Origin of the sequence: Pseudomonas sp. NBRC 111131, from assembly GCF_001320525.1 — a bacterium.
GTDB classification, from domain to species: domain Bacteria; phylum Pseudomonadota; class Gammaproteobacteria; order Pseudomonadales; family Pseudomonadaceae; genus Aquipseudomonas; species Aquipseudomonas ceruminis.
In genome coordinates this window covers 104,034-125,356 of sequence record NZ_BCBH01000012.1, presented here as the reverse complement: position 1 = coordinate 125,356, position 21,323 = coordinate 104,034, and the positions used below count along the sequence as shown (strand labels likewise).

General features: G+C 65.3%; 20 protein-coding genes. 12 read left to right on the top strand and 8 right to left on the bottom strand.

Annotated elements, in window-relative coordinates:
• Nucleotides 1-40 precede the first annotated feature (40 nt).
• From codA to codB, 3 genes are read right to left on the bottom strand one after another with little or no spacing between them, the layout of a single operon-like run.
• The gene (gene codA / locus APH34_RS13785) at nt 41-1,282 is read right to left on the bottom strand and encodes a cytosine deaminase (protein WP_054901582.1); all 1,242 of its coding nucleotides are present in this window, start codon (nt 1,280-1,282) and stop codon (nt 41-43) included.
• 4 nt (nt 1,283-1,286) lie between these two features.
• The gene (locus tag APH34_RS13780) at nt 1,287-2,504 is read right to left on the bottom strand and encodes a PucR family transcriptional regulator (protein ID WP_054901581.1); all 1,218 of its coding nucleotides are present in this window, start codon (nt 2,502-2,504) and stop codon (nt 1,287-1,289) included.
• Entirely contained in the window at nt 2,501-3,766 is a 1,266-nt protein-coding gene (codB, locus tag APH34_RS13775) for a cytosine permease (RefSeq protein ID WP_054901580.1), read from the bottom strand. The genes APH34_RS13780 and codB overlap by 4 nt, the downstream gene beginning before the upstream one ends.
• A gap of 328 nt (nt 3,767-4,094) precedes the next feature.
• Between codB and APH34_RS13770 the strand changes: the two genes are divergently transcribed.
• Together APH34_RS13770 and APH34_RS13765 are read left to right on the top strand one after the other, a co-directional pair.
• Nucleotides 4,095-4,412, top strand: a complete 318-nt coding sequence (locus APH34_RS13770) for a DUF2388 domain-containing protein (protein ID WP_054901579.1) — start codon at nt 4,095-4,097, stop codon at nt 4,410-4,412.
• 110 nt (nt 4,413-4,522) lie between these two features.
• Nucleotides 4,523-5,755, top strand: a complete 1,233-nt coding sequence (locus tag APH34_RS13765; RefSeq protein ID WP_054901578.1) for a M20/M25/M40 family metallo-hydrolase — start codon at nt 4,523-4,525, stop codon at nt 5,753-5,755.
• Nucleotides 5,756-5,790: 35 nt separating this feature from the next.
• On the opposite strand, the gene glcC is transcribed toward APH34_RS13765, so the two are convergent.
• The gene (glcC, locus tag APH34_RS13760; RefSeq protein ID WP_054901577.1) at nt 5,791-6,555 is read right to left on the bottom strand and encodes a transcriptional regulator GlcC; all 765 of its coding nucleotides are present in this window, start codon (nt 6,553-6,555) and stop codon (nt 5,791-5,793) included.
• Nucleotides 6,556-6,751: 196 nt separating this feature from the next.
• Between glcC and glcD the strand changes: the two genes are divergently transcribed.
• Genes glcD through APH34_RS13735 form a run of 5 tightly spaced genes read left to right on the top strand, consistent with a single transcriptional unit; the run spans nt 6,752 to nt 13,151 of the window.
• The gene (gene glcD, locus APH34_RS13755) at nt 6,752-8,251 is read left to right on the top strand and encodes a glycolate oxidase subunit GlcD (RefSeq protein ID WP_054901576.1); all 1,500 of its coding nucleotides are present in this window, start codon (nt 6,752-6,754) and stop codon (nt 8,249-8,251) included.
• A complete protein-coding gene (gene glcE / locus APH34_RS13750) occupies nt 8,251-9,303 on the top strand; it encodes a glycolate oxidase subunit GlcE (protein WP_054901575.1) in 1,053 nt (350 codons plus the stop codon). The genes glcD and glcE overlap by 1 nt, the downstream gene beginning before the upstream one ends.
• A 9-nt stretch (nt 9,304-9,312) precedes the next feature.
• Nucleotides 9,313-10,548, top strand: coding sequence for a glycolate oxidase subunit GlcF (gene glcF / locus APH34_RS13745; protein WP_054901574.1), 1,236 nt, complete (start codon nt 9,313-9,315; stop codon nt 10,546-10,548).
• The gene (locus APH34_RS13740) at nt 10,541-10,939 is read left to right on the top strand and encodes a heme-binding protein (protein WP_054901573.1); all 399 of its coding nucleotides are present in this window, start codon (nt 10,541-10,543) and stop codon (nt 10,937-10,939) included. Before glcF ends, APH34_RS13740 begins: the two co-directional genes overlap by 8 nt.
• Nucleotides 10,940-10,982: 43 nt before the next feature.
• Nucleotides 10,983-13,151, top strand: a complete 2,169-nt coding sequence (locus tag APH34_RS13735) for a malate synthase G (protein ID WP_054901572.1) — start codon at nt 10,983-10,985, stop codon at nt 13,149-13,151.
• A 57-nt stretch (nt 13,152-13,208) separates the two neighbouring features.
• Here the strand turns inward: APH34_RS13735 and APH34_RS13730 are convergent, their stop codons facing one another.
• Nucleotides 13,209-13,793 (bottom strand): flavin reductase family protein, encoded by a 585-nt coding sequence (locus APH34_RS13730; protein ID WP_054901571.1) that lies wholly within the window; start codon nt 13,791-13,793, stop codon nt 13,209-13,211.
• Between the two features lie 173 nt (nt 13,794-13,966).
• On the opposite strand from APH34_RS13730, the gene APH34_RS13725 reads away from it, so the two are divergent.
• Entirely contained in the window at nt 13,967-14,305 is a 339-nt protein-coding gene (locus APH34_RS13725) for a hypothetical protein (protein WP_054901570.1), read from the top strand.
• Between the two features lie 39 nt (nt 14,306-14,344).
• Nucleotides 14,345-15,778 (top strand): PLP-dependent aminotransferase family protein, encoded by a 1,434-nt coding sequence (locus APH34_RS13720; protein WP_054901569.1) that lies wholly within the window; start codon nt 14,345-14,347, stop codon nt 15,776-15,778.
• On the opposite strand, the gene APH34_RS13715 is transcribed toward APH34_RS13720, so the two are convergent.
• Nucleotides 15,771-16,967 carry a CynX/NimT family MFS transporter gene (locus tag APH34_RS13715; RefSeq protein WP_054901568.1) on the bottom strand — a complete coding sequence of 399 codons (1,197 nt, stop codon included), beginning with the start codon at nt 16,965-16,967 and terminating at the stop codon, nt 15,771-15,773. The genes APH34_RS13720 and APH34_RS13715 overlap by 8 nt on opposite strands.
• Nucleotides 16,964-17,422, bottom strand: a complete 459-nt coding sequence (locus tag APH34_RS13710; protein ID WP_054901567.1) for a nucleoside deaminase — start codon at nt 17,420-17,422, stop codon at nt 16,964-16,966. The genes APH34_RS13715 and APH34_RS13710 overlap by 4 nt, the downstream gene beginning before the upstream one ends.
• A gap of 199 nt (nt 17,423-17,621) precedes the next feature.
• Here APH34_RS13710 and APH34_RS13705 point away from each other — a divergent pair, with 199 nt between their 5' ends.
• Complete coding sequence (locus tag APH34_RS13705) at nt 17,622-18,059, top strand: carboxymuconolactone decarboxylase family protein (RefSeq protein WP_054901616.1); 438 nt, start codon at nt 17,622-17,624, stop codon at nt 18,057-18,059.
• Between the two features lie 29 nt (nt 18,060-18,088).
• On the opposite strand, the gene APH34_RS13700 is transcribed toward APH34_RS13705, so the two are convergent.
• Nucleotides 18,089-19,099 (bottom strand): AraC family transcriptional regulator, encoded by a 1,011-nt coding sequence (locus tag APH34_RS13700; RefSeq protein ID WP_054901566.1) that lies wholly within the window; start codon nt 19,097-19,099, stop codon nt 18,089-18,091.
• Between the two features lie 169 nt (nt 19,100-19,268).
• On the opposite strand from APH34_RS13700, the gene APH34_RS13695 reads away from it, so the two are divergent.
• Together APH34_RS13695 and APH34_RS13690 are read left to right on the top strand one after the other, a co-directional pair.
• Nucleotides 19,269-20,453 carry an acetyl-CoA C-acyltransferase family protein gene (locus APH34_RS13695; RefSeq protein ID WP_054901565.1) on the top strand — a complete coding sequence of 395 codons (1,185 nt, stop codon included), beginning with the start codon at nt 19,269-19,271 and terminating at the stop codon, nt 20,451-20,453.
• A gap of 12 nt (nt 20,454-20,465) precedes the next feature.
• A complete protein-coding gene (locus APH34_RS13690) occupies nt 20,466-21,314 on the top strand; it encodes a 3-hydroxybutyryl-CoA dehydrogenase (protein ID WP_054901564.1) in 849 nt (282 codons plus the stop codon).
• The last annotated feature ends 9 nt before the right edge of the window (nt 21,315-21,323 follow it).

Below are 21,323 nucleotides of genomic sequence, written 5' to 3'. Positions count from 1 at the left end.
GCTTATCGGTGGCAGGGCCGCTCATCGGCAGACGAAACGGTCAGCCAAAGCGCTCGATTCGCGCCGGTGTGCGCCGCATCAGCACCTTGCCATGGCGCACCGACACCCACGCATGCCCCTGGCTGCGGACCATCTCATAGTCATCCGGTGCCGACAGCAGCAGCAGGTTGGCCGGGCGGCCGACTTCGATCCCGTAGCGCTCGCCCAGGTTGAGGGTGCGCGCACTGTTGTCGGTGATCAGGTCCAGGCAACGTTGCAAGTCCTCATAACCCAACATGTGGCAGATATGCAGTCCCGCCTCGAGGATGCGCAGGATGTTGCCATTGCCCAACGGGTACCAGGGGTCGACGATCGAGTCCTGGCCGAAGCAGACGTTCATCCCCGCCCGGTCGATCTCGGCCACGCGGGTCAGCCCCCGCCGTTTCGGGTAGGTGTCGAAGCGCCCTTGCAGGTGGATGCTCTCCGTCGGGCACGAGACAAAATTGATGCCGGACATCTTCAACAGGCGGAACAGCTTGGAGCAGTAGGCATTGTCATACGAGCCCATGGCCGTGGTATGACTCGCCGTCACCCGCGCGCCCATGCCCCGCACGCGTGCTTCTTCGGCCAGCACCTCGAGGAATCGTGACTGCGGGTCGTCGGTTTCGTCGCAGTGCACGTCCACCAGGCAGCCGGTACGCTCGGCCAGCTCCATCAGGAACTTCACCGACGACACGCCTTGGTCACGGGTGTTCTCAAAATGCGGAATACCCCCGACCACATCGGCGCCCATGGCCACCGCCTCGGTCATCAGCGCCCGCCCGTTGGCGTACGACTCGATGCCTTCCTGAGGGAAGGCGACGATCTGCAGGTCGATCAGGTCGCGTACCTCCTCGCGCACCTCCACCATCGCCTTGAGTGCGGTGAGCGTGGGATCGGTCACATCGACGTGGGTGCGTACATGCTGGATGCCATGGTCCACCAGCATGTCAATGGTCTTTTTGGAGCGGACCTTGATGTCATCGTGGGTGGTGAGCGCCTTGCGTTCGGCCCAGCGTTCGATGCCCTCGAACAAGGTGCCACTCATGTTCCACTTCGGCTCGCCGGCGGTCAGGGTGGCATCGAGGTGAATGTGCGGCTCGACGAAAGGGGGCACCACCAGGTTCTGCTGGGCGTCAAGGTCACCGTCGGTACCGGGCGCCGCCACCGCAGCCTGAGGCTTGATAGCGGCGATACGCTCACCGTCCAGCTCGATGCGAAACAGGCCGGCCTTGCCGCGCAGGCGTGCATTGATGATGTTCATGGTGTTACTCCTTGCCTTGGGCTTCGGTCATGCGCCATATCAGCATAGCGACCGCAGCGTTCATGCGAAAAAGCGGATCGTCAAGGGACTGCCCACTCAGTTGCTCGATGCGTTGCATCCGTTGGTTGATGGTGTTGCGGTGCACACCCAGGCGCTGGCCGGCCTTGAGGCCATTGCCGTTCTCCTTGAGCAGCGCATCGAGGGTGTGCAACAGGGCGTCGGGCTGCTTGCGCCCCGGGGCGCGCAGCGGGCCGAGGGTCTGAGCGACGAAGTCGTCGAGCAGCGAGCGGTCGACGATGCCCTGCAACAAGCGCAGCACGCCCAGCTCGCTGAAGTCGCACAGGCCCGTGGCAGGGCGCAAGTTCTGGGCCACCTCCAGGGCCTGGCGGGCCTGGTTGAGGGCCTGACGGTACTGGGCGCAGTCCTCGGCAATGCCCGACAGCCCCATGTACAGGTCCATCTCCCCCGCCACCGCGAGCAGTTGCCGGTGCAGCCCGACCAGCGCCGTGCGCAGGTCCGGGACATCCGGCAACAGCAGTACGAACAGGTCTCCCGCCAACTGCGCCGTCACCGCCGCGGGTCGGCCACGGCACCAACCCTCAAGCTGGTCTTCCAAGCGTTGCCGGGTACCTTGCCACAGGCGCTCGCCTTCGCTCAGGCCATGCCGCTTGAACAGCCCCTCCACCGCCGACAAGCGCAACGCCACCAGGCGCCGCGGCCCTTGCAGGTCCAGCTGCGCATGCGCCGCCCGCTGCCGGGCTATGGCCAGGCTTGGATAGTCACCCGTCAGCAGCTGGCCGAGAATGTCGTTACGCGAGCGACGCACCTGGGTCGTCTGCACCAGGGCCGTGCCGATCACGTGGGTGACCACGACCATTTTCAGGGCGTAAGGCTGTTCGATCAGGGGCAGACCCAACTGCTCGGCACGGTCGACCACTGCAGGCGGTATCCCCTGGATGAAGCTGCCGCCGGTGAGGATCACCATGCCGGCGATGCCCGCCGCGTCGCCATCGTCCAGCAGGCTCAGCAGGTTGCCCTCGCCACGGGGATGGTTGATGCCGGTGACGAACACCAGTTCACCGCCCATCACCCACTCGGCGAGGCCTTCGTTCTCTGCCACATAAGGCCAACGCACCCGCCGCTGCAGGTTGCGCGCAGCAGCCCGCACGGTCATCTCCTGCAGGCCCGGCAGGCGCAGAATGTCTTCCAGGGCCAGGCTCACGGCTCGCCCCGTGCCTGGCCCAGCGCCTGGTACCGACCACTGAGCTCAAGCAGCAGGATATAACACAGCGCCGAGGCGCTTATGCCCACCAGGGGCGCCACCCACGGCGAGGCATAGGCCAGCACCGCACCCACTGCATAGGCGAACAGTCCCCTGAGGTTGTAGCGCGGCAAGCGGGCCGTCGCCAACGCCGGGTACTTGCCCCGATGCCGGTACCAGAAGTCCGCCATGATCACCCCGCCCACCGGGGGAATGATCGAGCCCAGCAGCACCAGGAACGGAATCAGCAGCTCGTACATGCCACCGATGGCCAACACGATACCCACACCGGCTGCCAGTAAGGTTGCCGTGCGCCGCCGCTCGCTGCGCAGCAAGTGGCAGGCCGCCGCAGCAACGTTGTAGATGGTCGGCCCCTGGATGGTCCACAGGTTCAGGCAGAGCATCACCACCGCCGCGAACGACAACCCCTGCAGCACCATGACTTCGACGATATCGGCCTGCTGATAGACCATCGCACACCAGGCCCCGGCCACCACCATCAGTCCGTTACCCAGCAGAAACGCCACCACGCTGGCGGTCACCGCCACACGCCCGCTGCGCGACAGGCGTGTCCAGTTGGTCGCCTGGGTGGCACCACTGGCGAAGGTGCCGAAGACCATGGTCACTGCCGCAGAAAAGGTCAGGGTTTCATGCGGCACCAGCGCCGCCAGCTGCTGCAGGCCACCGGCGTCGCGGGTGGCAATGACCATGGAAACGATCAGCAGCGCGAACATCAATGGTACCGAGACCCGCGACAGCACGTCCAGACCCTTGAAGCCAACGATTGCGGTGATACTGAACCCCAGCCCGAACAGCACCATCAACGGTACCGTAAAGCCCTCGGCCAGCCCCAACAGCTTGACCAGCACGATGGCCACGGTGGCGGTGCCCCAGGCATACCAGCCAAGCTCGGCAAAACCCAGTAGAAAGTCCGACAGGCGACTGCCCGCTTCACCGAAACAGAAGCGGCCCATGAGCACAGTATTGAGCCCGCTGCGTGAAGCGATGAACGCCAACGCCGCGGCATACAGGGCCAGCAATGTGTTGCCGAGGGTGGCGACCCACAACATGTCAGTGAAGCTGAAGGCCATGCCCAGCCTGCCCCCGGCGAACATCGTGCCGGTGAAGAAGGTGAAGCTGAACAGGACCATGGCGATCGGCAACAGGCCCTTGCGGGCGTGCCGGGGCGCTTCGCACAGGGGGAATTCGGAGGGTGAGCTCATTATCAGGTGCTCCGGGTTGAAGATGGAGCAGCATGAGCAATATGCGGGCCGCTTTTCAGCGGGCCGCAGGGGGCAAAAAACCAGGCACTCAGCCCAGCCAGAAGCGTGCAGATTGCACAAAAGACAACGTCATACTGGCCCCCACCTGTGCTCAGTGACTCAATTTGAAGCCACCGTGCACCAAAGCGGAACGCTGCTGGGTAGTTTTCACCCAGGCAGTGCAAGGACGCGACGAGCGCGCTGCGCTATCGGGAACTACCGGCACGTGCGCACCCTCTTAAGCATGAGTGGTTATTTCCTTGGGCTTCACGCTATTGGAGAACACGACATGCGCCACCTATTCCTCGCCCCTGCCCTGCTGCTCCTGCTGCCAGCCGGTGCTGCCCTGGCCCGCGTCGATGCGGGCGACGTCGCCACCTCGGCCGGGGTCTCCGCGTCGCTGTATTCGACGTTCAAAGACGACAAACGGATCATCCCTGCACGTGACGAGCTTTCTGCCTTCGTCGCCAGTGGCGGTGCCATTCGGGGTGCGTATGTGGAGTCGGCGCTGGAACAAGTCCGTAAGGACCATCCTGGCCTGCAGGCCAACGATGAAGAACTGGCGCGCGCCATCTTGTCCCAGGATGACCCCGTGGCTGACCACTGAGGGCGTCGCCGCCCATTCGCGAGCGTGAGGCGCGGGTGGGCCGCCCAGGACTGCGCAAGGAGGGTGGTAACGGTCTAGGCTCATGAGTTCGCCCCTACAAGGAAGATCTCATGCCATTGCCCCGCCCTCCCCACGCCATTGCCCTGGCGCTCTTGGTTGCCTGCACCCAGGCAACCGTAGCCGAACCTTCCGCCCAGGACCTGTTCAAACAGGCCGAGGGCGAGCAGGCGGCGTACCTGGACACCCTCAAGGCTCTGGTCTCGGTGGACACCGGTACCGGCACCGAGGCGGGCCTGACACAGGTCAGCGCCGAACTGGTCAAACGCCTCAAGGCATTGGGCGCAGAAGTCCAGACCCACCCTGCCACACCCTCCGTGGGCGACAACATCGTCGGCACGTTCAAAGGCACCGGCAGCAAAGACTTTTTGCTGATGGTGCACTACGACACCGTGTTCGGGCCCGGCACCGTGACCAAGCGGCCGTTTCGCGTCGACGGTCCGCGCGCCTATGGCCCGGGCGTTGCGGACGCCAAGGGCGGCGTGGCGATGATCCTGCATGCGCTCAAGCTCCTGCAGGCCGAGCAGTTCAAGGGTTACCGCACGATCACCGTGCTGTTCAACCCTGACGAGGAAATGGGCTCGGCGGGCTCCAAGCAGATCATCGCCGAGCTGGCCCGCAAGCATGACTACGTATTTTCCTACGAGCCACCAGACAAGGACGCCGTGACGGTGGCCACCAACGGCATCAACCGCCTCAAGCTCGAGGTCAAGGGCCGAGCCTCGCACGCAGGCTCTGCGCCCGAGCAAGGGCGCAACGCGCTCATCGAACTGGCCCACCAACTGCTCCAGCTCAAAGACCTGGGCGATGCCAGCAAAGGCACCACAGTGAACTGGACCTTGGCCAAGGCCGGTGAAAAGGCCAACATCATCCCGGCCTTGGCCACGGCCGAAGCAGACATGCGCTATTCGGACCTGGGTGAAACCGATCGGGTACAGGCTGATGCCCAGCGTATCGTGAACAAGCAGCTGGTAGCCGATACCCACGTCACCGTCACTGTTGAAAAAGGCCGCCCGCCGCTGGCGCGCAACGATGCCTCAACGAAATTGGCACAAACCGCGCAGCAGCTCTATGCCGAGGTCGGCCACACGATCGAGCCGATTGCCATGCGCTTCGGCACCGATGCTGGATATGCCTATGTCCCGGACAACGCCAAGCCGGCGGTACTGGAGACGCTGGGTGTGGTCGGGGCTGGGTTGCATGGGGACGATGAATACATCGAGCTGGCCAGCGTGGCGCCGCGGCTGTACCTAACCGTGGCGATGATCAGGCATCTGGCACAGTGACGTGGGGTCTGCAGCGGCCCCTTCGCGGGGCCGCGTCACCCCCATCCATCCATGCGCATCGTCGCCCGCACCAACCGCTGCTCTTCCTGCTCGATCTCGCGCAAACTGTCGCGAATCCCGTTGATATGCTCGCGGGCCGCCCGCTGCGCCTGCTCTGGCAACTGCTCCATCACTGCGTGGTAAAGCCGCGCGTGCTGCCGGTCGATCTGGCGCTTCTGCGCCGGGCGGCAGTACAGGTTGTTGACCGAAGCGAACACCGTGCTCAAGGTCAGGTCACTGAGCGATTGCAACGTGTGCACCAGCACTGGGTTGTGCGAGGCCTCGCTGATGGCCCGGTGGAACGCGTGGTCGCGCCGGGCATGCTCGCGGGGGTCGAGCATGTCGCCAGAGGCGTGGGCGGCAAGCATCTCTTCGTAGCGGCGCCGGATCAGCAAGCGGTCCACTTCCGTAGCGCGCAGGGCCGCCAGGCGCGCAGACTCGGCCTCAAGCAATGCACGCACCTCGAGCAGGTCGAACAGTGTGCGAGGTTGTGAGCCGAACAGGTGCATCAACGGTGTGTTGCCCGCTTGCCCGGTCAGGTCGGCGACGAACGAGCCGCGCCCCTGCTCGGTGTCGATGATGCCGCGCCCGCGCAGAATGCGCAGGCCTTCGCGCAGCGCCGAGCGCGAACAACCGAGTTTTTCCACCAGCCGCCGCTCCGAAGGTAACGCCTGGCCTACCTTGAGGACGCCTTCGACGATCAAGCGCTCCACCCGCTCAGCCACCTGATCGGCGACCTTCGCCTTGCCTTGCGCACCCATACAACACCTCAACTGGTAGGACCTCTGCGGGTCTTTTTACCTAATCTAGCCAGACAAACCCGTAAATAAATAGCCTGCCCCTTAGAAACTGGTAGGACCAGTGCTCAATGTGCTCGACCAGAGCCGCCGCCGAGGCGCAGGCTGCAAGGGTTACCGGTGTTGCTACAACAACAAAAATTGCCGCTGAGTGAGCCCGATGAACATTCTTTACGACGAACGTGTCGACGGTGCGCTGCCTGCCGTGGATACCCAGGCGCTGCTGCAGGCACTGCGTGAGGCGCTGCCGGACCTTGCGATCCTGCACCGTGCAGAGGACCTCAAGCCCTATGAATGCGATGGCCTCTCGGCCTACCGCACGGTACCGCTGCTGGTGGTGCTACCCGAGCGCCTGGAGCAGGTGCAGACGTTGCTCAAGGTATGCCACCAGCGTGGTGTGCCCGTGGTAGCGCGCGGGGCGGGCACCGGGCTGTCGGGCGGTGCGCTGCCACTGGCCAAAGGCATTCTGCTGGTAATGGCGCGCTTCAACCGCATTCTCGAGGTCAATCGGCAAGGCCGCTTCGCCCGGGTTCAGCCGGGCGTGCGCAATTTGGCGATCTCTCAGGCAGCCGCCCCCTATGGCCTGTATTACGCGCCAGACCCGTCTTCACAGATCGCCTGCTCGATTGGCGGCAACGTCGCTGAAAATGCCGGCGGCGTGCATTGCCTGAAGTACGGCCTGACCGTGCACAACGTGCTCAAGGTCGAGATCCTGACGGTCGAAGGCGAGCGCCTGACCTTGGGGAGCGAAGCCCTCGACAGCCCCGGCTTCGACCTGCTGGCGTTGTTCACCGGCTCCGAAGGGATGCTCGGCATCATCACCGAAGTGACCGTCAAGCTGCTGCCCAAACCTCAGGTCGCACGGGTGCTGCTGGCCAGTTTCGACAGCGTCGAAGACGCCGGCCGGGCCGTGGCCGAGATCATCGCCGCAGGCATCATCCCTGGAGGCCTGGAGATGATGGACAACCTGGCGATCCGTGCCGCCGAGGACTTCATCCACGCCGGTTACCCGGTGGACGCGGCGGCGATTCTGTTGTGCGAGCTCGATGGCGTCGAGGCCGACGTGCAGGACGACTGCGAGCGGGTTGCGGCGGTACTGCAGCAGGCCGGCGCCCGCGAGGTCCGCCTGGCCTGCGACGAGGCCGAGCGGGTACGCTTCTGGGCCGGGCGCAAGAACGCCTTCCCGGCGGTGGGGCGCATCTCGCCGGATTACTACTGCATGGACGGCACCATTCCGCGCCGCGAACTGCCGCGGGTGCTCAAGGGCATCAGCGAACTCTCCGAGCAGTACGGCCTGCGGGTCGCCAACGTGTTTCATGCAGGCGACGGCAACATGCACCCGCTGATCCTGTTCGATGCCAACCTGCCCGGTGAGCTGGAGCGTGCCGAAGCGATCGGTGGACGCATCCTGGAACTGTGCGTGGCGGTAGGCGGCAGCATCACCGGTGAGCACGGCGTAGGGCGGGAGAAGATCAACCAGATGTGCGCCCAGTTCAACAGCGATGAAATCACCCTGTTCCACGCGGTGAAGGCGGCGTTCGACCCCAAAGGCCTGCTCAATCCGGGCAAGAACATCCCCACCCTGCACCGCTGCGCCGAGTTCGGTGCAATGCATGTGCATCAAGGACAGCTGCCCTTCCCTGACCTGGAGCGTTTCTGATGAGCATGGACCGCGACATGAGCCAGGACCTGCTGGAACAGGTCAATCGGGCCCTGAACCTGGGCACCCCGCTGCGTGTTCAAGGCGGCAACAGCAAAGCCATGCTGGGGCGTCCCGTGACCGGGGAGATCGTGGATACCCGCAGCCACCGTGGCATTGTCAGCTACGACCCGACCGAGCTGGTGATCACCGCACGTGCCGGCACCCCCTTGCTGGAAATCGAGGCCGTACTGCACGAGGCCGGTCAGATGCTGCCGTGCGAGCCACCCCACCTGGGTGCCGATGCCACCGTCGGCGGCATGGTCGCGGCTGGGCTGTCAGGCCCCCGTCGGCCCTGGGCGGGGTCAGTACGTGACTACGTGCTCGGCACACGGGTCATCACCGGCCACGGCAAGCTGTTGCGCTTTGGTGGCGAAGTGATGAAAAACGTCGCCGGTTATGACGTTTCACGCTTGATGGCCGGCAGTTTCGGCTGCCTGGGCCTGCTCACCGAGGTGTCGCTCAAGGTGCTGCCACGCCCACGCCAATGCCTGAGCCTGTGCCTGCCGATGAGCCGGCACCACGCCTTGGCCGAGCTCGCCGAATGGGGCCAGCAACCCTTGCCCATCAGCGCAGCCTGCCACGATGGCGAAGCCTTGTATCTGCGCCTGGAAGGGGGCGAAGGCTCGGTGCAGTCGGCGCGCCAGCGCCTGGGGGGTGAGCTGCTCGACAGCCGCTTCTGGAGCGACCTGCGCGAGCAGCGCCTGGCCTTCTTCAACGACCCCGCACCGCTGTGGCGGCTGTCGGTGCCCACTGTCACCGGTGAACTGGCGCTGCCTGGCCAGCAATTGATCGATTGGGGCGGTGCGCAACGCTGGCTTAAGTCGACCGCGCCCGCGCAACTGATCCGCGAGCAGGCCGCCACAGTGGGCGGCCATGCCACCGGCTACCTGCCAGGTGATGACAGCAGTGCTCCGCTGCCCGAAGCGCTGATGCGCTATCACCAGGCGCTCAAGCAGCAACTCGACCCCCAGGGCATATTCAACCCTGGCCGCCTGTACCCGGACCTGTGAGGCCACGCCATGCAAACCAACCTGAGCGAAACCGCCAAGGGCCTGGCCCGCGCCGAAGAGGCCGAACGTATTCTGCGCTCGTGCGTGCACTGTGGCTTCTGCACCGCCACCTGCCCGACCTACCAGTTGCTTGGCGATGAACTGGATGGCCCACGCGGGCGCATCTATCTGATCAAGCAGGTGCTCGAGGGTGCACCGGTCACTGCCAGCACCCAGCTGCACCTGGACCGCTGCCTGACCTGCCGTAACTGCGAAACCACTTGCCCTTCGGGGGTGAAATACCATGATTTGCTGGACATCGGCCGCGCCGTGGTCGAACAGCAAGTACCTCGCCCCCTGGGCCAGCGCCTGCTGCGCCAAGGGCTGCGCGCAGTGGTGCCGCGCCCGACGCTGTTCAAGGCGCTGATGCGCACCGGCCAGGCCCTGCGCCCGGTACTGCCGACCACGCTCAAGAACAAGTTGCCCGCCCAGGTGGCCGATGCCGGCGAACGCCCGGCGGTACGCCACGTTCGCCGGGTACTGCTGCTCGAAGGCTGCGTGCAGCCGGCGCTCTCGCCCAACACCAACGCTGCTGCCGCGCGCCTGCTCGACCGGCTGGGCATCAGCGTGGAACCTGCGTTCGAAGCAGGCTGCTGCGGTGCAGTGGACTATCACCTCAATGCCCAAGCACGCGGCCTGGAACGCGCCCGGCGCAATATCGATGCCTGGTGGCCAGCCATTGAAGCGGGCGCCGAAGCCATCGTGCAGACCGCCAGCGGCTGCGGCGCCTTCGTCCGCGACTATGGCCATCTGCTGGAGAACGACCCGCACTATGCCGCCAAGGCCGCCCGGGTCAGCGCGCTGTCCCGTGACCTGGTCGAGGTGCTGCGCGAGGAGCCGGTCGAGCAACTGGGGCTGTGCAGCGAACAGCGCCTGGCCTTTCACTGCCCCTGCACGCTGCAGCACGCACTCAAGCTCGGCGGCCAGGTGGAGAGCCTGCTGACCCGCCTGGGCTTTACCCTCACCGCCGTGCCGGACGGCCATCTGTGCTGCGGCTCTGCCGGGACCTATTCGCTGACCCAGCCGGAACTGTCGCGGCAATTGCGCGACAACCGCCTCAACGCGCTGGAAAGCGGCAAGCCACAACTCATCGCCACCGCCAACATCGGCTGCCAGACCCACCTCGACGGTGCCGGGCGCACGCCGGTGCGGCACTGGATCGAAATCGTCGAAGCCGCCTTGAACCAGGAGAACAGCCATGCATAGCAAATCCGTGATCGGCCAGGTGGAGGTGACTCGCCTGCTGGCCGCCGCCCGCCAGGAGGCCGAAGCACACCACTGGAACGTGACCATCGCCGTGGTTGATGACGGCGGCCACCCGCTGGGCCTGCAGCGCATGGACGGTTGCGCGCCGGCCAGCGCCTACATCGCCGTGGAAAAGGCCCGCAGTGCAGCCTTGGGGCGCAAGGAAACCCGTGATTACGAACAGATGGTCAACGGTGGGCGCACGGCCTTCGTCACAGCGCCCCTGCTGACCAGCCTGGAGGGCGGCGTGCCTGTGCTGGTCGATGGCCAGGTGGTCGGCGCCATCGGCGTGTCCGGCGTCAGGGCCGAGCAGGATGCCCAGGTGGCCAAGGCCGGGGCCGCGGCCCTTTGAACACGCACCACATTGCCGAATACTGAAAAAGAGCGAGACAACCATGTCCCACCATCTCCAGATTGCCCCTGTGCTGCAGCGTTTCATCGAAGACGAGGTGCTCCCCGGCACTGCCATCGACGCCACCCGCTTCTGGCAAGGCTTCAGCACCCTGGTCCATGACCTCGCCCCGCGCAACCGCGAGCTGCTCGCCGAACGCGACCGCCTGCAGGCCGAGCTGGACAACTGGCATCGCCAGCATCCGGGACCGATTGCCGACATGGCGGCCTACCAGGCCTTTTTACGCAGCATCGGCTACCTGGTCGACACGCCCGGCCAGGTCCGCATCACCACCACTAACGTCGACCGCGAAATCGCCGAACAAGCCGGCCCGCAGTTGGTGGTGCCTCTGAGCAACGCGCGCTATGCGCTGAACGCCGCCAATGCCCGCTGGGGCTCGCTGTACGATGCGCTGTACGGCACTGACGCCATCTCCGACAGCGACGGCGCCGAACGCGGCCAGGGCTACAACCCGGCGCGAGGAGCTCGGGTGATCGCCTTCGGCCGACGTTTTCTCGATGAGGTCGCGCCCCTGGCAGGTGCCTCGCATGCCGATGTCAAGGTTTATGCCGTCAGCGATGGCACGCTGCAAGCCACCCTGAGCGATGGCCGCCAGGTCGGCCTAGAGCAACCCGCGCAACTGAAGGGCTACCAGGGCGAGCCGGGCAAACCGGCCGCCTTGCTGCTGCAGCACCATCGGTTGCACTTCGAGATCCAGGTCGACCCCACCAGCGCCATTGGCCAGGCCGACCTTGCCGGGGTCAAGGACATCCTGCTGGAGGCCGCGCTGACCACCATCATCGACTGTGAAGACTCGGTGGCGGCCGTGGATGCCGAAGACAAGGTCAATGTCTATCGCAACTGGCTCGGCCTGATGAAGGGCGACCTGAGCGAACAGGTCAGCAAGGGCGGCAAAACCTTCACGCGCTCACTCGCGCAAGACCGCCAGTACCACGGCGTAAGCGGCCAGCCGCTGAGCCTGCCGGGGCGCTCGCTGCTGTTCATCCGCAACGTCGGCCACCTGATGACCAACCCGGCAATCCATGATCGCGAGGGCAGGGAAATCCCCGAAGGCATTCTCGACGCCGTGGTCACCAGCCTGATCGGCCTGCATGATCTCAAGCGCCGGGGTAATTCCCGCGAGGGCAGCCTGTACATCGTCAAGCCGAAGATGCACGGGCCCGACGAGGTGGCCTTCGCCGACCAGCTGTTCCGCCGTGTCGAGGACCTGCTGGAGCTGCCACGGCACACCCTGAAAATAGGCATCATGGACGAAGAACGACGGACCAGCGTCAACCTCCAGGCCTGCATCGCCAGCGCAGCAGCGCGGGTGGTGTTCATCAATACCGGTTTCCTCGACCGCACTGGCGATGAAATGCACACCGCCATGCAGGCCGGCGCCATGCTGCGCAAGGGCGACATGAAAGGCAGCGCCTGGATCCAGGCTTACGAACGCAGCAACGTACTGGTTGGCCTCGCCTGCGGCCTGCGCGGCAAGGCGCAGATCGGCAAGGGCATGTGGGCCATGCCAGACCTGATGGCGGCCATGCTCGAACAGAAAATCGCCCAACCCCGCGCCGGTGCCAATACTGCCTGGGTACCCTCCCCGACCGCGGCAACCCTGCATGCGCTGCACTACCACCAGGTCGACGTAGCGGCCGTGCAGCAGCAACTGGAACAGGTCGACCTGGCCGCCGAGCGCGAGCAGTTGCTGCACGACTTGCTGAGCATCCCGGTCAGCCCGGACAGGCCCTGGAACGCAACGCAGATCCAGGCCGAACTGGACAACAACTGCCAGGGTATCCTGGGCTATGTGGTGCGCTGGGTAGAACAAGGCGTCGGGTGTTCCAAGGTACCGGACATCCATGACGTCGGCCTGATGGAAGACCGCGCCACCCTGCGCATTTCGGCCCAGCACATTGCCAACTGGCTGCACCATGGCGTGGTATCGGCCGAGCAGGTGCAGGCCACGCTGCAGCGAATGGCCAAGGTGGTCGACCAGCAGAATGCCGGTGATGGTGCCTATCGGCCGATGGCGGAGAACTTCGCTGGGTCACATGCCTTCCGCGCGGCGCAGGAGCTGGTGTTCAAAGGGCTGGAGCAGCCCAGTGGCTACACCGAGCCGTTGCTGCATGGCTGGCGGTTGCGCTTCAAACAGGACTCCCGAGGCTGAGGGTGCACAGGGCCGCGATGCGGCCCGATTGCCGACAAACGGGCACCGGCACACGCATCAGTTGCCTTGCTGGTCCACCACCACGGGCTCACCAATGGCGTAAAAATGCCCGCCCGCCACGTAATGCAAACTGCGCCACTGTGGATCGGCATGCTCGTATGCCCAGTGCCCATCCTTGAACACCCGGTCATCGGCCCACGCCGCCACCACTTCACCTATGAACAAGTCATAGGTGTTCTGGTTGTGCGGCTCATCGATCACCCGGCACATCAACCAGGCCGAGCAGCCCATGACCAGCGGCGCCGCATACCCTTCGACGCGTTTCAGTTCGACACCGATGCTGGCCAGCTTGTCGGGCTGGTCGAACAGGCTGCGGGTACCGACCTGGTGCGTCAGATGGGCCTGGGCGGCAGTTGGAACCTGCAGCACGAACCAGCCACTGCCTTCGATCAGTTGGCGTGTACGGGCACTTTTGTCCAGTACCACGGTGACCTTAGGCGGGTTGAAGTCCAGCGCGCATGCCCAGGCGGCGGCCATGACGTTGTCCACACCTTCGTGGCTGGCCGACACCAGCACGGTCGGCCCATGGTTGAGCAGGCGATAGGCCTTTTGCAGGTCGACGGTTTGAAAGTGGCTGTTCATCGGTGTCCTCGGTCCGCGCAGGTATCAGGCGCGCAATTGTGCCGTATCAACGGCGTTGAGGCACCCACTCTGTAACTTGGGAATTTTCCTACCCAACAGATCGGAAACGCCTTACTTGTCGCTGTGGGCAGGCAAAAACATGATCGGCACTCGTCTTCCAGAGGAGGCTGAGCATGCACTCACTTGCCCGTACCACTGCCGAACTGCGCAGCACCCTGCGCGAACTGATGGCTCATGAGATCAGCAACCCGGACGAGGACCCGCACCTCTCGGGTGTGCTGTTCTTCTGCGCTACCGACGAACGCACCCGGCAGTTGATCGAGCGTATCGAACTGTTGGCCAGTGAGGTATTTTTCGACACCTGCGGCCGCGCCATCGCCCACCGTATGCGCGCCGCTGCCATCGAGGGCGTGTGCATCAGGCAGAAGCGCTCGGCACCGGCTGACGAAACGGTCATACGCATCGCCCTGCCTGGCAAGCGCTACATCACCGTGAGCACCGCGCGCTTCTGATCCGCTATCCTGAGCACTCCCGCGCTCCGGACCGTCACCATGGAACTACACATCCGCCTGGAAGGCCGCAAAGGCTTGGCCGACCAGCTTTACCAACAGCTGCGTGCTGGCATCGACAGTGGCCACCTGGCCGCCGGCACGCAACTGCCACCGACCCGCCTGTTGGCCGAGCAACTGGGTGTGTCGCGCAAGACCGTTGCCGAAGCCTATTCGCGGCTGACCTATGACAACCTGCTCAGCGGTGTGGTCGGCCGCGGTACCTTCATAACCCCACGCCAGCCTGTGCGCAGTAGCGAAACCCAGCCCGTGCCACTGGCCGCAGCCGCCTCCCTGGAGCGCTGGCAACAACGCGCCACGGTGCTGGCCGGGCGCACTCAGCAGGCGCCTTCACGCTATGACTTCGTCGGCGGAGCGTCGATCAAAGCGCAGTTTCCCTTCGACCACTGGCGCAGCTGCCTGAACTACGCCCTGCGCCGCAGTCAGCGGCACCCAGAGCGACAGTTCGCGGCCCAGGGCCTGCCCGAGCTGCGCGAGGCCATTGCCCACCACATCGCCTTCGCCCGCGGCGTGCACTGCAGCGCGGCTGACGTGCTGGTGTGCAACGGTGCCCAGCAGGCCCTGGACCTGATCGCTCGGGTGCTGATCGAGCCCGGCTGCCCGGTGGCCATGGAAGACCCCGGTTACCCGCCGGCACGCCAGTTGTTCCTGGCCTTGGGTGCGCGCCTGCAATCGGTCCCGGTGGACGACCAGGGCCTGTGTGTAGAACAGATCGCCGACGGTACCCGGCTGATCTACGTCACGCCTTCGCACCAGTTCCCCCTGGGCATGCCGATGAGTGAACCGCGTCGGCAAGCGTTGCTGGCCCGCGCCGCCGAGCTGGGCGCGCTGATCATCGAAGACGACTACGACTGCGAATTCCGCTACCAGGGCCAGGCTTGCGATGCCCTGCAGCGCCTCGACCGCCATGGCCTGGTGGCCTACGTCGGCACCTTCTCCAAGACCCTGCTGCCGGAACTGCGCCTGGGTTACGCAGTCCTGCCGCCCGCAGTGCTGAGCGCCGCTTGCGTGGCCAAGCACTTGAGTGACTGGCACAGCCCCTCGCTGTTGCAGTGGGCGCTGGCGCGCTTTATCAGCGAGGGGCACCTGAGCAAGCACATCCGCCGCTGCCACGATATCTACAGTGCCCGCCGGGCGCGTATCCTGGCACGCCTGGAGGAAGACCTGGCACCCTGGCTCAGCGCCGTGCCGGCCAACGCCGGGTTCCACCTCAGCGCCCTCGCCCAGCCGGGTATCGATATAGAGATGCTGACCAACCTCGCCCGCAAGGTGGAGGTTGGTCTTTACTCGCTGGCGCCCTTCTTCAGCGAGGCCCCCGTGCGCCCCGGCCTGGTGTTCGGTTTTGGTGCCATCGAACTGCTGGACATCGACCCGGCGCTGGACCGTGTGCGCGATACCCTGCAGCGCCTCACCTGACCACGGCCGGCTGGCTGCCAGGCCCAGGCCTAGCGACGGCAGCCGCGTAGCTACGCGGTGCGAAGCACCGGGTCACCAGCAACATGGCCAGCACGGTAACCGTCAGCAATGTCCAGGACGCCTGGAAGTTGCCGCTCACCTCCCGTAACCCGCCCGTGATGTACGGCACGATGCCGGTGATGATGAAGCCAATGCCCTGCACGAACGCCGCCAGGCTGCCAGCCTCGGCGGGGGTTTTCAGGTGTTCCAGGGTCAAGGTCAGGCTCAGGCTGAAGCACGCACCCAGCCCGAAACCGATCATCGCCACCCACGCTCCCATGGCCAGCGTTGGCGCCAGCAGCAGGCCGAGAAAGCCGACCAGCTGGATCGACAATGCCAGCCACAGCCCAGGCCGTCGATCAGCCCAACGGCGCAACAGCATCGGTAGCCCCAGCGCCCCGGCGACCTGGAACAGGGTCATCAGGCCCACCAGGTCTCCACCCCCCTGGGCTGTGCCGCCCTGCTCGAGGTGGTAGGCCGGCAGCCAGGCAACCATACTGGTGTAGCCGCCATTGATCAGGCCAAAGTACAGCGCCAATAGCCAGGCCCGGCGCGTGCCGAACCAGTGCCCTGCACCCGCTCCCGTCAGTACGGGTGCAGCCTCACGCGGGCGCAGCGCGGCCCAGGCAAGCACCGCCAGTACCGCCGGTACCGCCCACACGCCAAGGCCCGCCTGCCAATGGCCAAAGTGCCCGCTGATATGCGGCCCGAGCACCGCCGCCAGCCCGCCACCGCTCATCAGCGCCGCCGAGTAAAGGCCCATGGCCGCAGCCAGGCGATTGGCAAACCAGCGATTGACCAGCCCCGGCATCATGCCCTGGACCACCGCCACCCCCAACCCGGCCAGTACCGCACTGGCAATCAGCGCCCAGGCACTGTCCAGCTGCAACCGCCACAGGCAGGCCAGGGCAATGGCGCCAAGGCCGCCAAGCATGCCGCCATGCTCGCTGATCCAGCGTCGCAGCCAGGGTTGCAGCAACGGCACCAGGCCCATGCACAGCACCGGTAATGCTGTCAGCAGCGCCGCCTGCTGGTAGCCCAACCCGGTGCCGGCGCGAATGGGCTCAAGCAGCGGCCCGATGCTGGTCAGGATCGGGCGCAGGTTCAAGGCCAGCAATATCACCAACAACAGGTTCAACGCGCCCCTCATGGCTGGCTCGCCTGCTTCCATTGCTGATACAACCCTGCTTCGCCTGCTGGCTTGAGCGGGCGTAACGGCAAGCTCTGCTGTTGTGGCGGGCGAGCCATCTGCGCATAGACCGCCGCGGTGGAAAGGCCATAGGGCTCGCCTTCCTCATTGTCATAGGCAAACCAGGCGCGTTCGATGCCACACAAGTGCATGGCCGCCAGGCACATCGGGCACGGGTGCCCCGTGGCATAGATTTCAGCACCGTCCAGGCGTGCCCGGCCCAAGGCGTGGGACGCCTTGCGAATGGCCTGCATCTCAGCGTGGCTGGTCGGGTCCTGAGTGCTGTGGATCTCGTTGACGGCGCGGGCGATCACCCGCCCTTGGTACACCAGCACGGCGCCGAAGGGCCGGCCACCGGCCTGGATATTGGCACGGGCCAGGTCAAGGGCTTCGCGCATGTAGCGTTCTTCGGACATGAATCGGTTCTCCTGGAGCTAGACCGGGCCATTATCCCGTCTCCTCGACCCAGTCTGAAATGAAGAGATTGGATGCATGCCAGTGGCCACCTGAATGGCGCGATTGGCCTCCTGGCAAAGCGTGCGATTGGCTATCGGGGCATCGGGCGGGCGGCGCTAAGGTAGCGCCATGTCCACCCACCTTGATCTGGAGATCACCATGCACAATCGTATCGAATGGGCCAAGCACGCACCTGACGCCTACAAAGCCATGGTCGGCCTGGAGCAGGCGCTGGCCAGGAGCGGCCTGGAAAACGCGCTGCTGGAACTGGTGCGCCTGCGCGCTTCGCAGATCAACGGCTGCGCCTACTGCGTCAACATGCATGCCAATGACGCACGCAAGGCCGGCGAGACCGAAGCCCGCCTGCAGACCTTGAGCGTCTGGCGTGACACCGCTTACTTCACCCCGCGCGAGCGTGCGGCACTGGCCTGGGTCGAGTGCCTCACACGCTTGCCGGAGCAAGGCGCGCCACAGCCGGAGTATGAAGCGCTGCAAGCGCACTTCGAACCCACCGAGGTGGTCAACCTGACACTCGCCATCGCCACCATCAATGCCTGGAACCGGTTCGGGGTGGGATTTGCCATGGTGCCGGCCTGATCGATTGCCGACGACCGGCAGCAGCCCCGTCAGCGCCTGGCCAACAAGGCCCGATAGCTTCCGGGGCTTTGCCCGGTCCATTTCTTGAAAGCCCGGTGAAACGCACTGGGCTCCTGAAAGCCTGCCTGTTCGGCGATTTCGGCAATGCTCAACGCGCCCTCGCGCAAGCGCTCGAATGCCATCGCCCGGCGCACCTCGTCCTTGATCTGCTGATACGACCGCCCTTCCCGCTCCAGTTGGCGGCGAAAGGTACTGGCGCTGACGCCCTGTTGCACGGCCAATGCCGCCAAGGTTGGCCATTGGCCGTAGCGCCGCGCGCGCAGATGGCGATACACCTGTGCAACCAGGCCATTCTGGTTGCGAAAACGGATGACCAACCCTTGCGGCGCGCTGCGCAGGAAGGTCTTCAGGCTGCCGAGGTCCTGCACCACGGGCAAACGCAGGTAGGCGCTGTCGAATTCGACTTCGGTACGCCCACTGCCAAGGCGCAGGTCCGGTCCCCATAAGAGCAGGTCGTCCTCCTGCGCTGGGCGCGCCACCGCCAGTTCGGTGCGGTCGATGGCCAGGCGGCGCCCAGCCAGCCAGCACAGCAGGCCCACCACCAGCACCAGGTAGGTTTCCTCGGCGTACACCCGGGTCAACGGGTCGGCGATGCCCGAGTGCACGCTGATCGTCGCCCGCCCGGCCCGCACCGTCAGGCTGCCCCGCAGGTCGCGCAGGAACAGGCCAAAATTGCCCATGCACTGGCGCAGGGCTTTTTCCAGGTTCGGCTCCTGGATCAGCCCTCGGCAGATCAAGGCGAAGCTGCCCAGCGGCATGCCATGGCTGTCCAGGCGGAAAAACTCGTCATCCAGCCGCTGAATCAGCGCCAGCCACAGCTGGGCGAACGCCTTGGCGGGCACGCGGGCTTGTGCTTGTCCAAGCACACCGGGGTCGATGCCCACCGCGCGCAGGTGGGCATCGCGCAGCTCAGGCTTGTCGCGCAGGGCATGGAGCATGGCATTGAGAAAGTACACGGCGACCGAATCGCTATCGCGCATGGCGGAATTCGCTGTCTATGCTGAGTGGCAAAAAGTGCCAGGTTGACTGAACAGATCCGGCATAGGCTCGAACAGGGCCTTTGCCTAGACTCGGACCCAACGACGGGGTCGCCGGCCATTCTCGCAGAGCCTGGCCCGCTCCCGCCATGCCTTCGCAATCGGAGCCTCTATGAGCAGCGCAGAAATCTACGTCGTCAGTGCCGTCCGTACCGCCATCGGCGGTTTTGGTGGTTCCCTCAAGGACTTGCCGCTGGCCGACCTGGCCACCGCCGTCAGCCACGCCGCCATCGAGCGCTCGGGCGTGGCCGCCGATCAGATCGGCCACGTGGTCATGGGCACCGTCATTCCCACTGAGCCACGTGACGCCTACCTGGCACGGGTGGCGGCGATGAACGCTGGCATCCCCAAGGAAACCCCGGCATTCAACGTCAACCGCCTGTGCGGCTCGGGCCTGCAGGCCATTGTTTCGGCCAGCCAATGCCTGCTGCTCGGCGACGCCGACGTGGCCCTGGCAGCCGGTGCCGAGTCGATGAGCCGCGGCCCTTACCTGCTGCCACAGGCCCGCTGGGGAGCGCGCATGGGCGACCTGCAGGGGATCGACTACACCGTGGGCGTGTTGCAGGACCCGTTCGAACACTTCCACATGGGCATTACCGCGGAAAATGTCGCTGCCAAACATGGCGTCACCCGGGAAATGCAGGATGAGCTGGCCCTGACCAGCCAGCGCCGCGCCGCCCGCGCCATTGCCGAGGGCCGCTTCGCCAGCCAGATCGTGCCGTTGGAGCTGAAGACCCGCAAAGGCAGCGTCCAGTTCGCAGTAGACGAACACGTACGCGGGGATGTCACCGCCGAGCAACTGGCGGGCATGAAAACCGTCTTCAAGAAGGACGGCACCGTCACCGCAGGCAACGCCAGTGGCATCAACGACGGCGCTGCGGGCCTGGTGCTGGCCACCGGTGACGCCGTGCGTCGCCTGGGCCTCAAGCCGCTGGCGCGCCTGGTGGCCTACGCCCACGCGGGCGTCGAGCCGGAACTGATGGGCCTGGGACCGATTCCGGCCACGCGCAAGGTACTGGAAAAGGCCGGCCTGAACATCGCCGACCTGGACGTGATCGAGTCCAATGAGGCCTTTGCTGCCCAGGCCTGCGCCGTGGCCAACGCCCTGGGCTTGGACCCCGAAAAGGTCAACCCGAACGGCTCGGGCATTTCCCTCGGCCATCCGGTGGGCGCCACGGGGGCGATCATTGCCACCAAGGCCATCCATGAACTGCAGCGCATCCAGGGCCGCTACGCGCTGGCCACCATGTGCATCGGCGGCGGCCAAGGCATCGCCGTTGTCTTTGAGCGCGTCTGAGGGAACAGAACCATGAGCATTGAACAGATCGCCGTTATCGGCGCCGGCACCATGGGCAACGGCATCGCGCAGGTGTGTGCAGTGGCCGGTTACCAGGTGCTGTTGGTGGATGTTTCCGACGCCGCGCTGGAGCGTGGCGTGGCCACCTTGGGCAAGAACCTGGAGCGCCAGGTCAGCAAGGGCACCCTCGACGCCGAACGCGCTGCAGCGGCCAGAACGCGCATCCGCACCAGCACCGATTACGCACAGCTCAGCGCCGCCCATCTGGTGATCGAGGCCGCCACCGAGAACCTCCAGCTCAAGCAGCGCATCCTCCAGCAGGTCGCCGCTAACGTAACGGCCGATTGCCTGATCGCCACCAATACCTCGTCGCTGTCGGTCACCCAGTTGGCCGCCAGTATCGAGCACCCTGAACGCTTCATCGGCGTGCACTTTTTCAACCCGGTGCCGATGATGGCCCTGGTCGAGATCATCCGTGGCCTGCAGACCAGCGACGGGACCTATGCCCAGGCGCTGCTGGTGACCGAAAAGTTGGGCAAGACACCGATCACCGCCGGTAACCGCCCGGGGTTCGTGGTCAACCGCATCCTGGTGCCGATGATCAACGAAGCGATCTTCGTGCGTCAGGAGGGCCTGGCCAGTGCCGAGGATATCGACACCGGCATGCGCCTGGGCTGCAACCAACCGATCGGTCCGCTGGCCCTGGCGGACCTGATTGGCCTGGATACATTGCTGGCGATCATGGAGGCCTTCCATGAGGGCTTCAACGACAGCAAGTACCGCCCTGCGCCGCTGCTCAAGGAAATGGTCGCGGCCGGCTGGCTGGGGCGCAAGAGTGGCCGCGGTTTCTTTACCTACTGAGGACGAAGC